The following is a 15,535-nucleotide window of genomic DNA, read 5'->3' on the forward strand; positions in this document are numbered from 1 at the left end:
GTTAACGTAATGACAAAGTCGCTTGGTAATTAAGGTACGACAGAATCGCTTGGTGATCACACAAAGAAAGTGAACTAGGACGAGACCTAAAAATCAAAATGGTCGATTTCTCCCAAGAAGAACTGCTGGACCAATTTGAAGACGCCCCCGCAATAGACCGTAGCCCACTATTTAATGCTGTCTATCAAGGTGAATTCGGTACTGCAGGTGGTGAGCCATATGGTACTTTCATCGGTGATTATGAATTCAGTGCCAAAGATGAAGATGTGGCCTTACTTCGTTATATGGGTGAAGTGGCCGCTGCCTGCCACGCACCTTTCATTGCGGCTGCCAATGCACAAATGTTTGAATTCAACAATTTCACAACCTTTGATGAAGGTAAACCTGTAGCAGCAGGCTTTGATTCACCCGCATACGCTGCTTGGAACGCATTTCGTGAAAGTGATGATGCAAGGTATGTATCACTTACCTTACCAAGAACCCTTGCCCGCTTACCTTATGGACAAAAAGGTCTTTCAACTGAGTTATTCGATTACGAAGAGCTTGACACTGATATGGATGGTAATCCAAATCCGTCAAGCAATGACCAATTGGTATGGTCTAACGCAGCCTATGAACTTGGGCTTAAAATGACTCAAGCCTATACTGCATCTGGCTGGTGTACTTCAATTCGAGGCTTAGATAACGGCGGAAAGGTAGAAAATCTTCCTAACCTCACGTACAAAACAGAAGCTGGGGACCTTGTTCAACAATGTCCAACGGAAGTTAACTTAACCGATGAAAGGGAAAAAGAGCTCAGCGATCTCGGCTTCTTGCCTCTTGTTCATTATAAAAACTCAAATTACGGTGTATTTATTGGCGGTCAAACAACACAGAAACCCAAAACATATACCGATCCAGATGCCACAGCAAATGCTGCGATTTCCGCTCGACTCCCCTACATCATGGCAAGTAGCCGAATTGCTCATTATCTGAAAGTCATGGGACGAGACAAATTGGGGTCGAACTTGGAAGCACCTGATATTCAACGTGAGCTGCAACTTTGGATCGATCAATACACCAATGCCGGTGCTATCGGTAATGAACAAAGAGCCAAAACGCCGCTATGTGAGTCAAGAATCGAAGTAGTTGAGCAACCGGGACGTCCGGGTTCATATTCTGCAGTAGCACATCTGAGACCTTGGCTACAACTAGAAGAACTGACGACATCCGTTCGCATGGTTGCCAAAATTCCTGGCTAATTGTACTGCAGGTCGGCTAAGCCCGACCTGCATTATTTTGGTAGGTTCTGGAGGTGATATGAGAGTAGGCTTCGATGTAGAATGGCAGGAAAAATTCTTAGATATAGACGCTAACGACGGCGACTTTCTCGAGACGGCACTCTCTTTGGTGTTTGAAATCAACTCAGATGCTTTGACGAGCAAATCCGCTTTGATTAATTTTATTGCAAACCTAATCGCTTGTTTAGATAGTAAGCTTTCTGCTCAGATGGATTGCATTATTCATGATCCAGACCTTGAACAACTACACATAAACTGGTTGGGGCTACGCGGTTTGGTCACTTTACCCATAAATAATCAAAGAGTTAAAGTTAAAGTACTTGATATGCATTGGAAGGAAGTTTCCTATGATGTCAACCAAGCATATAGTGTTAAAGCCTCTAGTTTGTACAATAAAATTGGAAATAAGGAGCTGAATACTTTAGGTGGAGAACCTTTTGGCTGCATTTTATTTACCCATCCAATTGCTGTTGACATGGAGTTTGACGCAGATTACGACGACTTATTTACGATAGAATTACTCAGCAAGCTTGGTGAATCTACGTTATGTCCGATGATTTTTTCTCCCAATGAGAGTTTTTTCGTTGAACCCGGCGCAGACTGGATCTCTGATGTCAACAGAATAGAAAAGATCATTGCAGGACCTGATTTTCGGGCTTGGCAATCACTTCGCGAAAAGCAAAGTTGCCGCTTTATTGGTTTTGTTATGCCTTTGATACGCATGCGATACCAATACAAAAATATGAAAGTTGGATTTATCTATAATGAATCTGGGACTGGACTTTGGGGAAATGCTGGATTTGCTTTCACAACGACTATCATGCGTGAATATCACAGAGTCAATTGGTTTGGTTTTTTGAAATCCCGTTGGAATGATAAATCTCAAGGTGCAGTGATCAATATTGATCACCACGACAGTTTATTCATAAGAGAGCCCCAAACTAACGTAGTTTTGTTTGGAAAAATCTCAACATTCTACGCCCAAAATGGCTTTATTCCTCTCACCAAAAGTCCTTTAACTGATAAATATTTTTTTAATGGTAATAACTCGATATGGCAAAGTGGCATCTCTGATAACGATAAAGTCTTAACTCAGATTCAGACCTGCCTAATGTCTTGTCGTATCGCACACTATCTCAAAGTTCAGGTACGTGAAATGCTCGGAAGTTTTAATACGGCATCTGAGTGTGAACGGTTCTTGACCCAATGGATAGAAAAATTTTCCAGTAACGTCATTTATGCTAACGAAGAAACTCTCGCAAAATACCCACTGAGTTTTGCCAAAATATCTGTTTCCGAATCACAAACTCAACCCGGCAGTTTTGTATGCACATTAAGAATTGTACCTCAATACCAATATGACCACTTTACAGGTGAAGTCGTACTGACCACAGAACTAGACGAGGCAGCCTAATGGGATTTTGGAGCGCATTTATAGATTCGAGAAACTCGGCGCAAAATGAGGAAGTCGAAGACATTAAGTACCATTTGACTAAACTACTTGAATCTGAATCATCACTACTGAATATTGATGATCGCTTCATTGAGATTCAACGTTCCAATCTTAGATTTGGGATTGAAGATGTCCAATTATTGAGCGCAAGTTTAGATCAAGCTCAATTGGCTATTCGCTTAGAAAGCTATATTCGTCATTTTGAGCCTCGATTATCTCGAGTGATGGTTGAATTGTTAGAGCGTAACGAGACTGAAAACGCTTTAGTGTTCAACATCATTGCCAAAGCTAAAACATCGAAAGGAGAACAAGAGCTCGTCTTTGATTCGAAAATATCGCTTAACGATCTGACAACCGTTATGACGGAGGACAGCTATGACTGATCCTTTAATGCGTTATTTCGAACAAGAATTGACATTTGTGCGGCGCGCACTTGGGCAGTTTGGTCAGCAGCATTCGGAGCATGCTGAACGACTTAATATCCATCAAGGTCAGATTGAAGATCCAAGCCTTGCCCGACTTCTCGATGGCGTCTCTCTTTTAAATGCAACACTAGAAAAACAGCTCTCTGAACAATTGCCAGAAGTGGTTCAAGGACTACTAAGCGTCATCTATCCTAGCTACACTCAAACTGTACCAAGTGTCGCTTATATGCATTTGTCAGCTCAAGGGGATACTCCTGAATCAACGGTGATTCCCAAAGGCTCACATTTTACCTCTGATGCCAAAGGTAAAACGTGCCAATTTACAACTGTAGATAAACTCATTACAACACCATTTCAGTTGGTCGATACAACAGCATCTAGCGCACCTTTTAAATTTAATCGCCCAAAAGGAACGGAACAGTCCACAGCCGTCATTCAACTTTCACTCTCAACTGGCGACCCAAGTATTCCATTTTCTCAACTTAATCATCGCGACCTAGACTTATTTGTACAAGGGTTTGAGAACAATGCAGATTCGATCGTCGAACTTTTACTTGGGCAAACAAAAGCGATATCTGTATCTGACATAAACTGCGACAACCATGTTGTAATGCGCGCAGAAACGCTAAAAAATCGCATTAGTGACTTGGAATTTTTATTTTTGCCACAAAAAGGCAACCAGTTTTCTGGTTTTCAGCTAATCAACGAATTTTTCTTTTTCAAAGAAAAACGTCAATTTTTCCGCTTAAAAGACTTTGCCAGTGCAGCAAAAAACTTTGATAGCTGTGAAATTAAACTCAACTTATTCATGCACTCGATTCCAGCAGAATTTATGCGCTTGTTCGATAACCATGTATTCAAACTTGATGTTATTCCAGCCATCAATCTGTTTGAGCAGACTGGTGAACCAACGAGCTATGACCAAAGGTGCCTCACTATCCCTGTAAACGCCGATGCGCACAGTGATAGTAATATCGACGTTGTGGAAGTAAAGGACGTATTTGAGATCACTCCCCAAGGTGAAAAGCCATTAATTCCCCTATTTCGCGATAGTTATCGCTCTGATCCCAACGCTGATTATTGGCAAAGTTCTCGTGATCTTTCGGGACAATTTAAGCTTGCTATCAGTCTAAAACCCTCTCAAGAATTGGAATTTAGTAAGTTATATGGCACCTACTTATTGTGTACAAATGGAAAACAAGCATGTGGTATCAATGGTGTGATGGAATGCTCAGAAAACATTGACATACCGGGCACATTTACGGCTATCTATCCACCAACAGCACCAATAGAACGTGAACAAAACTTACACTTACATTGGCAATTTGTAGGTCTTTTAAACGGCAATTTTTCCTCATTATTGCATGCAGAAAACCCTACAGAAAAACTCAAGCAAATGCTCCAGCTATGTAGCAGAGAGCAGATATTGGCCGAGGAAATCCAGATGATACACAATGTGTCTGTTCGATCCCAAGTTTCAGCAATACGTATTATGGGAAAAAATGTATTTTCGCCAGGAAGTGAAATTGAGCTAACACTTGACACGCAAAACAGTTTTCTCGCGTTTAGCGATGTACTCAATCGATTTTTCCAGCAATTTTGTAGTTTCGACCGATATATACAATTATCTATAAAAATATACGGTCGCGATGGCATCGCAAAGCAATACCCTAAAATTCACGGGAGTCAGTTGGCCATGTAGTTGCTAACTGAATCAATCGATGTCACTAATAAACGATCTCAGCCTACACCCACAACAATATGACTTCGCACAAGCGATGAGGCTTTTGACACACTGGGTAAATCAAAATCCAAATCGAATCAAATTTGAGCTAAAAGCAGAAGCCATGCCCACAGGTGATGCCAGTGAAATTCAGTACTTTTCTCTTAAAAATAACCGCCTAAAGCTTCGACTCGCCAAGCAAGCTCTCTCTGGAGTAAAAGGGGTTATACCAAATTATATATATGAAGAGTTACTGTCTGCATTGCACCGTGATGAACATGCTTTGAAAGATTTTCTCGATGTATTTAATCAACGTTATTTTGAACTAGTTAGCCATTTGGAAACCGGAAAATGGCTGGTTGTACAAAATGAGATTAACCCAGAAAAAGTCAGCTTAATTAGAAATTTATCCGCACTTGACCAGAAGCATTCGAACTATCTCCAATATTCGATGCTTCTAAATCAAGGCCAAAGAAACTTGAATACTCTGTCTCAAATACTTAACGACTATTTTCCTTTTGACATCAAGGTGTCGACAAAAGTGAATGAGAGACGTCAACTTCCCTGTGATTCTCTGACTCGATTGGGCAAAGAAAATCAGTTTAACAGTCGAATTGGTCAGGGCTTTTTATTGGGAAAAACATGTTTAACGCATTTCAGTCATCTTTTGGTGTTTATTACGCCAAGAACTGAGAATGAACTGATTTCAATACAATCAGACCCACTACTTGCAAAACACATGAAGGAGCTAATTCAACATTACCTAGGTGACAATACTCCAACCTCGATTTACCTCAACGTTAAACGAGAATATTTAAACCGACCAAGACTTTCGAGTAACCAATACAACGCGGCGAAGTTAGGCGAAGTGGATTGCCTTGCGCCAGAACGTAAACCCCAACAAGTAGTCAGTATTCTTCTAAAGTAAATGGCTGCAGTGTAAACAATGAGTTAGGTATTAACTGCCTTTGAGATAAAAGGAAAACGGTATGACGCAAGTAACACTAACAAACTTAGTTGCTAAGCTTTCACCAGAGTTAAAACAGGCACTTGAAGTTTCAGCCGGCACAGCGATGAACCAAAATGTGCCAGCTATCGAGACTGAACACTGGATATTGCAACTTTTGTCTCAGCAGGACCAACACCTAGCCAATTTAATTCATTCGCAAAATTTATCTCAAGAAAACTTGGTCAATGAATTATCTTCCAAAGTTTCACGACTACCTAAGGGAAATGAAGGCCAGCCCACTCTCAGCCATGCACTGACTGAAATAGTCAAAGATGCATGGATGATAGCTTCCGTTAATTATGGCCATGGTGAAATTATCAGCTTACACCTTATCCAAGCGATGTTGCAGCAAAACGTATTGGGTATGAACACTCTTCAATTAGAAAGTTTGCAAAGTGTTTCGTTAGAATCACTACAAGGACTTATTAACAAAACGGCCGTAGCCCGAGCCAAAAACACGCATGCTGCCGGAGACAACAACGCAGCACCCGTAGGCAACAATGCATTAAGTAAATATACAACAAACCTTACGCAGCAAGCTATCGATGGGAAAATTGATCCTATCTCTGGGCGCAACAGTGAAGTGCGCAAAGCCATTGATATTTTGTGTCGAAAAAGGCAGAACAACCCCATTATGGTAGGTGAACCCGGAGTGGGTAAGACAGCCGTCGTTGAAGGACTCGCACTTAGAATTGCCGCAAATGAAGTCCCCAGTGCTCTACAAGGTGTTCAAATTCATTCTTTAGACCTTGGGTTATTGCAAGCTGGAGCGAGTGTAAAAGGCGAATTTGAAAATCGCCTTAAAGATGTCATCAACGAAGTTAAAAATAGTGAACACCCTATTATTGTTTTTATCGATGAAGCACATACATTAATTGGAGCTGGAGGTGCTGCGGGTCAAAATGACGCCGCAAACTTGCTAAAGCCAGCCTTGGCTCGCGGTGAATTTAAAACCATTGCAGCAACGACTTGGGCTGAATACAAAAAGTATTTCGAAAAAGATCCAGCGCTAACACGCCGTTTCCAGGTCGTCTCTATCGAAGAGCCAAACGCTGAAGATGCCAAGCAGATGCTAAGAGGAATTGCCGCCTCTTTACAAAGTCATCATGGCGCCTTTATCACAGAAGCTGCGATCGATGCTGCTGTTCATTTATCTATCCGTTATCTTCCCAGTCGTCAACTACCTGACAAAGCAATCAGCCTCTTAGATACCGCAAGTGCACGCATTGCTCTTACACAAGGAGCTAAACCTGAAGTCATTGAAGCACTGGAGCAAACAATACGCTATCAAAAAAATGAAAAATCCGCTCTAGAAAAAGAACATGCTCTTTTCGGAGTATCAGAAAAGGAAATTGAGCAGCTCACTTTGCAGATAAGTGATAATGAGAAGAAGCTAAGTAGTTACCAGTCACGATGGGAGCAAGAAGTTGAGATTGTTGATGATATTAAGCAACTTCAGCAAGAAATTAGCGATGATCAGGCTAACGAACAAACCGATAAAACAAAACAAAGCAAGTTAAATAATCTCATCGACAAACTGACAGCACTACAAGGTGAAGAACCACTTGTAAATGCAATGGTAGATGAAAACACGATTGCTCAAGTTATTGCCAACTGGACAGGTATTCCCGTCGGCAACATGATGAGTGATGAAATTGCCCGTCTTTTATCATTAGAGGATGAACTTGATAAGCGAGTTATAGGGCAAAATGTAGCTAAACAAGAGCTTGCGAAAGCAATTCGTATTTCACGGGCAGGCCTAACGGATAGCCGCAAACCTATTGGTGTCTTTTTAATGTGCGGTCCTAGTGGTGTCGGAAAAACTGAAACCGCTATGGCCCTTGCAGAGCAACTATATGGTGGAAACAATGATTTAACCATAATCAACATGACTGAGTTTAAAGAAGAACACAAAATCTCTATGTTGCTCGGCTCACCAGCAGGTTATGTCGGATTTGGCGAGGGCGGCGTGTTAACGGAAGCTATTCGCCGTAATCCGTATTCTGTTCTTTTATTAGATGAAATGGAGAAAGCTCACCCTGGAGTACACGACTTGTTTTATCAAATTTTTGATAAAGGGCATATTAAAGACAGTGAAGGTCGTACTGTAGACTTTAAAAACACCATTATCATCATGACATCCAATGCAGCAGATCAAGCCATTTGCGATGCCTGTTCAAACAAAAGTGAACGCTTGAGCAGTGAAGCGTTGCTTGAAACAATCCGGCCTGACCTGCAACACTACTTCAAACCTGCTTTCCTAGGCCGAACAACCATTGTCCCCTACTACCCACTCAATGATGAAGAACTATCAAAAATCACTGAGATATCTCTGAACAGAATTAAGAAAAAACTTGCTGAGCAATATCAAGCTTCATTTACATGGGATAAAGGCTTTGTCGATTATGTGGTTGCCAAAAATACCGATCCAACAACAGGGGGGCGGGCTGTGGAACAAATCATCAACCGCTCTTTAATGCCAAAGCTTGCTGAAGAATGCATCAATAGACTCAGTCAGAGACAAACAATATCTCAAGTTTCTGTAGCGGCGGCAAATACAGAACTCGGGTTCGAGCTCGCTATACAATAACGATGAGAATATACAGCAAGATGGACAAACACAGCATTGATAATTCGAAAAGATTTATCTCACTAAGGCTTAAATTAGTTTTTGCCATTATTATCGTCTTGCTGTTTTCTAACGGTTTGAATACCACTCTCAATTATTTAAACTTTGACAAAAGGCTAACCCAAACCAGTGATTCCACCTTTCAAGTGGTTGTAGATGAAACGGACAAGGATATTCGTCAAGCAATGAGCTTAGGCCTACCTTTGTCTTCCATATCAAATATTCAGGCCTTGATAGAAAGACGCTCGAAGTTAGTGGGTGGAATCAGCTCGATACAAGTTGTGAACAATAACGGGGAAATTATATTCTCCACAAATGGAGTTCCATCCAATTCAGACAGATTAATTACTTCGGATATTATCAACACATTTAGCATTAAAGAAGGAGAACTTAAACTGTTTTATTCTCCTTTTCACCTAGATAAGGCAAAGCGTGTTTTACTTTCGACCCAAATAATTTATGCCCTATTTGGTGTACTCATTACCTCTGTCCTAGGATATTGGATACTAAATCTTCTACTGGATTTTCTCCTCAGTAGAGTCCAGTTAGCAACAGATTTAAGCAATACTGAAGACTTGCCGAATAATCAAATCCTTAACTCTATCAAGGATTTGATTATTCTCAATAAAACTAGAACAGGCTGGGAGAGGTTTAGAGCCAAATACTTCCCATTACTTGTCATTTCACTGGCCATAGTTTTAACAATTGCCTCAAATTTGGGTAGTTCTTATCAATCATTGGCTATGCTTTCAAACGTGTATCAAGATCAGTTGCAACAGAAATCAAACCTAATTGGAGATACTTTATCTAATATGATTAGTCGCTTAGTGGAACAAGGTGTGCCACTAAACCGATTAACAGGATTAGAAGAAGAATTTGCTGCCTATATAAATCACCACCCAGAGTTATTGTCGATTCGGCTAGAAGAAAGTGATGAGACACTTTATCAATACCCTACCGTTTTTCCGGATTATGCCGATGCCAGTCTGCTGTCTATCCCCATTGATAAAACTGGCTTCATTCAGCTTCAAATGATGGCCAACACGAATATTGTTCCACAGTTGATTAAAGACAGTATTATGGATATGTTGACTGTGCTCATCGCTTCAAGTTTGTGCGTGATGGAAATCATTTTGTATGTTTGCAACGCGATGATCATTTTTCCTTGGAGGCGAATAAAACAATTAATTGACATCGATGAAAATCAACAACACCACCATATTGTCCGAGTACAGACTAACGATGAACTTGGCATATTGTTGAGGAAACTCAATCAATTGGTTCAAAAAGTATTCGATAACAAAACCTTCTCACAGACAAATATACAAGATTATCGCTTTGTGAGGTTGCCGCTGTTTATTTTAATTTTTGCTGAAACCATGTCGTTGGCATTCTTCCCCAATTTCGTCACCAGTATCCCAAGCTCTCTTAATTTGATACCACAAGACCTAATTATAGGTGTTTCTATCTCACTATTTATGCTTTTCTGGGCAATTTCTCTCCCGTTCGCAGGGTACTGGTCTGATAAAGTTGGTAGGCGAAAGTCACTTATTTGGGGTGGCGGAATTATCTCAGTAGGCTTGTTTGCAACAGCGATAAGCCCAAATTTGGAAGTCCTTCTTATAACTAGAGTAATCACAGCAATCGGATTTGGTATTGTCTTTATATCAGCACAGGGATATATCACTGATACAACAACCTCTCAAAATAGAACAAAAGGAATGTCGTCTTTCTCTTCAGCATTTTTTTCCGGCTCCCTATGTGGAGCAGCAATAGGTGGAGTTTTAGCTGACAAGCTAGGTTATTCTATCACGTTCGTTCTAGCCTCATTACTTGCTTTGTTAGGCTCAGTACTTATATCTGCTTCTTTTGACCACAGTAAGAGCAATGTTATAAGCAACCCCGTAAAACTATCCGATTTTAAAAAATTGCTCTCCAACAGGTATTTCACCCTAGTGGCTTTGTTTAGCGCCATACCTGCTAAAATTATCTTAACTGGCTTTCTTTACTATATATGCCCTGTTTATCTGCAATCTCTTGGTGAGAGTAGCGCCGTTTCAGGGCGTGTAATGATGACTTACGGATTAGCCATTGTATTTCTTGCTCCACTTTCAGCAATAGTGATAGATAAGTGGAATAATAAAATGGCCTTCATTTTCTCTGGAGGGGTTTTGTGTGCTGTGGCATTGATCAATATTGTTGCGCTTCCGGGCACCCAAGGATTGCTTCTGATCGTCATATTAGTTGGTTTTGCTCACGGTATTAGTGTCTCACCTCAAGTAGCACTTGTCATTGAACATCTTGGAGAGTCACACTTAGACAAAGGGAAAACAATCGGTATATTCCGGCTAATCGAACGTATCGGAAACATTTCAGGTCCATTAGTCGCTGGCCTATGTTTGAGTGTTTTAAGCTTTGAAAGCACCATTTTGCTGTTCGGTGTTATGTTACTGATAAGCTCTGTCATTCTATTGAGCTTTTACAGCGCTTTTGTCCACAGAGACAAAAAACAAATGGAGGTTGTGAAATGAGAGTTTTACTTCTAGCTATATTGGCTATCCTACCGTTTGAAGCATCGGCAGAATCTTCTGAAGATGATAAACATATTGTCATGGTGCTCTGGCGTGGAATGACTGATGCTGAACGAGGGTTTATGGAGTATTTGTCTGGTAAAGTGTCCGCTCACTATACTATCTTGGATGCAAAGCGGGATAAAGCACTGTTGGCCAATCACCTAAAAAGTGTGACTAGATTGAACCCCGATTTGATTTATACCTTCGGTACAACAATTACTCTGGGTTTACTTGGCACAGAAAGCTCACCAAGTGCCTTTAGAGAAAAAAGCGCAACACCTGTCGTATTCAGTATTGTTACCGATCCTGTTGGTTCGAATATTGTGAGTTCTCTTGGTGCAGAACATCGTAACTTTACAGGAGTTAGCCATATAGTGCCTCACAATGTTCAACTAAAAGCAATTAGCCAACTTTCAGGACTCGATACTATTGGCGTTATCTTTAACCCCTTAGAAAATAATTCAGTGGTAACCGCACGAAATATTCAAGCGCTTTCATCCGAGTTCAAAAAAGACATTTTTCTTTACCCTCTTAGGACAAGAAATGACAAACCTGACTCAGATTCAATAGATAAAGTTGTGTCCATGATGCAAGAAGATGGCGTTCAATTAGCCTACCTTCCTCCAGATTCTTACATCATTAGCAAGGGTCAAAACATTGTAGAAAATCTTCATCAACATGGAATTGTAACGTTTTCAGCCACAGAGTCGCCAATAAGAAACAATGATGCCCTCTTTGGAATAGTAAGCCGTTATTATAACGCCGGCCAGTTTGCAGGTTATAAAGCCGAACAAATCCTGACAGGCAAGTCCTCTGTTAGCGACATTCCCATCGAGTCTCTGACTCAATATTCATACATTGTTAACGTCGGGGCTGCCCAAACTCTGGACTATTACCCGCCCGTATCTATATTGAAAATCTCGGAATTAGTCGGAGGGCATGAATGACAAAAATCATGACGTTTCTTGCCTTTTTTGCTGCGGTTTTGTTCACCATAGCGAATACAGCTAATGCTAACGCACAAGCCGCATTTGGCCCTGCTCGCCTCCAGCTAACAACACAAAACTGGCCTCCTTACCAAGATTATATTGATGGTGAAATGAAAGGTGTGGCGATCGATAAGGTGAAATGTGCTTTGAATAGTATGGCGCAACCATATCAAATAACAATGACAGCTTGGTCGGATGCACAGCTAAGAGTGCAAAGTGGCCTACAGCATGGTTTTTTTGTTGCAACACAAACGGCAGAGCGAGATGAATATGCAACGATTTCTGTTCCTATCGCCCAACAAGAACTGCGCTGGTACTTTGGACCCGGAGTAAAACCCATCATTAATGAACTTACAAAAGTTAATCTCAATTTTTCAGCTAAGTTTGGATCAAGTAAATGGTTTTGGCTTAAACGAAATGGTTTCAATGTCGTAAAACAGCCCCGAGACGCAAAAGTGTTACTAAAGCTCTTAAAACAACGAGAAATTGACATCGTTCTGGAAGATGAAAAAGTGTTTCAACAAGAGTTAGAGGCCGCATCGCTACCACTCAACTTTTTTCAATCTCAGCTTAAAGATTCAACGCCTATGGGCGTCTATTTTTCCAATCATTTTCTCAACAAATATGCTGGCTTTTTGTCAGCGTTTAACTCCGCAATAAAAAAATGTGAGGGGAAAACAAATGACGATTAGCATTCATTTGATCTCTGTACCCTCTGATGAAGTAGTCACTTCCAGAGTCGTTTACCTTCCTGAAGCTGGTGGTGACTTTGGCCGCTCAACTTCATGTGATATATCCTTACCAGATCAAAGTAAGCGAATTTCGAGAGTACACGGTAGTATTCGACTCACCGAGAGTGGTTATAGTGTCAAAAGTACGGGGCAAAATGCTGCCTCACTTAATGACAAACCTATGACAAAAGACAAGGAGTACCCGCTCAATGACGGCGATATACTCAAAGTAGAACGTTACACTATGCTTGTTTCTACTTTGATATCATCGAAACAAACCGATGAAGAAACCAAAGAGACTCCTCTATTCCCAGAGTCCTTTTCATTACAGCTAGATAATGATGATACCGATTTTCTTGAAGACAGCTCTCCATCTGCTTCAAGTGAAACACCGAGCCATTTTGCACAACAAGGCGTTCTGAGTGATGACCCATTTGCAGCTGACCCTTTCGAAGACCTCGACAGTGACTTGATATCCCGGCACACTGAACCCGATGAGCCTGATTTGAATCGAGTGCATCAAACCAGCGATCCAGAGCTACTGCCCGCAAGTACAAAAGCCGATACTCCCATTGAGACATCATTGGAAAAAATACTCTCTATCACCGAAAAAAACCAAAGATACTTAACGAATCCAGCATTGCATCATGAACTACTTTTTAAAGCGCTCGATCAAACCGTTGACCAATTTTTGAACGACTTCTCGCCACTTGAGTTGGAACGGTTGTTTAATAACTATATTTCCGGTGGGCTCTTTACCAGTAAAGAAAAAAAATATTGGAAAATTTATCGAAAACACTTCCAGCATCGTCAAGAAAATGGTGATTTTAGGCGACAATTTAAAGCTCTTTTTATGGAAAACATGCAAAAAAATAGAGAGGACAATAATGGCTAGGTGGTGTTTTGTTTGGGTTCTGTTTTTGATCGGATGCTCATCCGATCCTGCCCCTGTGGTTACACAATACTCATTAGCAATTAAATCAGATAAGTCAGCCAATCCTTCTGATTCCAGTAGTTCAAACCCTGTGGTCGTAAGACTGTACCAATTGACAGATACGCAAATGTTTAACCAGCAGCCATTTATCGATTTGTATGCCAATGACGTTCAGCTGCTTAGCAGCAATCTAATCTCCAAACAAATATTGCCTGTTGTTATCCCTGATACTGACGTCAAGCTCACTCTCGATATCAATAGTCAAACTCAATACATCGGAATTTTAGTTGAATTCATCAATTATCAACAGAGTCAACCGAAAGCAGTATCAGTATTGCCAAAAAATTCAGATCAGTATCTGCAATTGAGCATTTCAGGCGATAGAACCATTTTGGAAATCATCACACCAGACTCACCTTGGTGGAAACTGTTTTAACCATATTCGAGGAAAACGACGTGGACGCATTCAAAAAAGTGGTATGGCAAGAAGGCATGTTCATCGCCCCACAGCATTTTCAGCAACAAGATCGTTATGTTCAAAACTATATCCGCCAAAATATTGAAACATTGGCTGGCTTTTCTCCGTTCTTTGGCATCACTGAGTTGACCATTAACCACAGTTTGCTAAAAATTGGCAAACTTTCGGTATCTTCTTCTTCGGGCATATTCCCAGATGGTACTCAATTCGAACTCATAGAGGAAATAGCAAGAGACATTCCACAGGGAACAATCGAGACAATTGCCTATTTAGCCCTTCCTATTTCTTTGCAAGGCAACAACGACTATGGTAGCGATGAATCTGAACAAAGCAGGTATGTCACTCAATCCATAAATGTATTTGATACTTCAACTTCCGAGAATGCTAGTGTAGAAATTGATGTGGCACAATTGAATTTGTCCATAAAACTAGATGGCGAAGACACCTCTGGATTCACCTTGATTCCAATTACAAAAATTCTAGAAAGTGTCGAATCTGGAGAAATTGTCCTTGATCGCTCATTTATTCCTGCATGTTTGCATTATGGGGCGTCCATGCTTTTAACGGAGAGAATGAAGGAAATTCATGCTCTCTCTGCCAATCGGGCGAATAGTCTTCTCAAAAGAATTGAAGCGGGACAAGGACAAAAAAGTCCACAATCCATGATGCAAGATTATTTATGGTTACAAACATTAAATACCTGGCTACCTTGGTTTGATCTCACCATTAACAACCCCAAATTTCAAACCCATGAGTTGTATTTGGAGCTCAGAAAATACGAAGCCCAAATCATGGCTTTAACCCCTGCTATACCTGAACCTTGTACCAGTTTACAGTACCAAAAGCTTTATGAGAGTTTCAACCCGCTCTTTGCCAATCTTAGGAATATGCTAACTTTAGTTCAGCAAGACTCGGTTGTAGAGTTTACTTGGGATTCAACACTTTTCGAAAGACGCCGTTTGCTGAGGACACTCATCAAAGATACCGCTAGCGTCGCGAATCGGCGATTCGTACTAGCTGTAAAATCCAACATTAGTAGCGTCGAACTCAATGAACTGTTCCCAGTCGCTGCCAAACTAGGCAACAATGCAAGAATTGTTGAACTGGTCAGAAATAGTCTATCAGGGATTCATCTATCTCCTTTGCCCGTTGCACCTAGTGAACTTAAACCAATGCAAGGAGTTGCTTATTTTGAGGTCGATACTTCAGATAGAATGTGGCTCGAAATGATAGAAAATCGCGATGCTATCGCTTTGCATGTTGATACCCGTATCAGTGAATTGGATGTGATGCTATACGCGTTGAGGTAAT

General features: G+C 40.8%; 11 protein-coding genes and 1 pseudogene. All 12 read left to right on the plus strand.

Features of this window, described 5'->3' with window-relative positions:
* Nucleotides 1-62: 62 nt before the first annotated feature.
* Nucleotides 63-1,241, plus strand: a pseudogene (gene tssC / locus QQK21_RS08020) (type VI secretion system contractile sheath large subunit); the annotation flags it as partial.
* Nucleotides 1,242-1,299: 58 nt separating this feature from the next.
* A complete protein-coding gene (locus QQK21_RS08025; RefSeq protein WP_284191679.1) occupies nt 1,300-2,694 on the plus strand; it encodes a type VI secretion system contractile sheath domain-containing protein in 1,395 nt (464 codons plus the stop codon).
* Nucleotides 2,694-3,116, plus strand: a complete 423-nt coding sequence (tssE, locus tag QQK21_RS08030) for a type VI secretion system baseplate subunit TssE (RefSeq protein WP_284191680.1) — start codon at nt 2,694-2,696, stop codon at nt 3,114-3,116. Before QQK21_RS08025 ends, tssE begins: the two co-directional genes overlap by 1 nt.
* Complete coding sequence (gene tssF / locus QQK21_RS08035; RefSeq protein ID WP_284191681.1) at nt 3,109-4,860, plus strand: type VI secretion system baseplate subunit TssF; 1,752 nt, start codon at nt 3,109-3,111, stop codon at nt 4,858-4,860. Before tssE ends, tssF begins: the two co-directional genes overlap by 8 nt.
* A 19-nt stretch (nt 4,861-4,879) precedes the next feature.
* Entirely contained in the window at nt 4,880-5,809 is a 930-nt protein-coding gene (locus QQK21_RS08040; protein ID WP_284191682.1) for a type VI secretion system baseplate subunit TssG, read from the plus strand.
* Between the two features lie 61 nt (nt 5,810-5,870).
* A complete protein-coding gene (gene tssH, locus QQK21_RS08045; RefSeq protein ID WP_284191683.1) occupies nt 5,871-8,480 on the plus strand; it encodes a type VI secretion system ATPase TssH in 2,610 nt (869 codons plus the stop codon).
* A gap of 20 nt (nt 8,481-8,500) precedes the next feature.
* Nucleotides 8,501-11,050, plus strand: coding sequence for an MFS transporter (locus tag QQK21_RS08050; RefSeq protein ID WP_284191684.1), 2,550 nt, complete (start codon nt 8,501-8,503; stop codon nt 11,048-11,050).
* Complete coding sequence (locus QQK21_RS08055; RefSeq protein WP_284191685.1) at nt 11,047-12,039, plus strand: ABC transporter substrate-binding protein; 993 nt, start codon at nt 11,047-11,049, stop codon at nt 12,037-12,039. Before QQK21_RS08050 ends, QQK21_RS08055 begins: the two co-directional genes overlap by 4 nt.
* Nucleotides 12,040-12,047: 8 nt before the next feature.
* Nucleotides 12,048-12,773, plus strand: coding sequence for an ABC transporter substrate-binding protein (locus tag QQK21_RS08060; protein WP_431313105.1), 726 nt, complete (start codon nt 12,048-12,050; stop codon nt 12,771-12,773).
* Complete coding sequence (locus tag QQK21_RS08065; RefSeq protein WP_284191687.1) at nt 12,763-13,707, plus strand: FHA domain-containing protein; 945 nt, start codon at nt 12,763-12,765, stop codon at nt 13,705-13,707. Before QQK21_RS08060 ends, QQK21_RS08065 begins: the two co-directional genes overlap by 11 nt.
* A complete protein-coding gene (gene tssJ, locus QQK21_RS08070) occupies nt 13,700-14,182 on the plus strand; it encodes a type VI secretion system lipoprotein TssJ (RefSeq protein WP_284191688.1) in 483 nt (160 codons plus the stop codon). The genes QQK21_RS08065 and tssJ overlap by 8 nt, the downstream gene beginning before the upstream one ends.
* Nucleotides 14,183-14,202: 20 nt before the next feature.
* On the plus strand, nt 14,203-15,534 hold the full coding sequence (gene tssK / locus QQK21_RS08075; RefSeq protein WP_284191689.1) for a type VI secretion system baseplate subunit TssK: 1,332 nt from the start codon (nt 14,203-14,205) through the stop codon (nt 15,532-15,534).
* The last annotated feature ends 1 nt before the right edge of the window (nt 15,535 follow it).

Source organism: Vibrio zhanjiangensis (assembly GCF_030161235.1).
Classification (GTDB): Bacteria; Pseudomonadota; Gammaproteobacteria; order Enterobacterales; family Vibrionaceae; genus Vibrio; species Vibrio zhanjiangensis.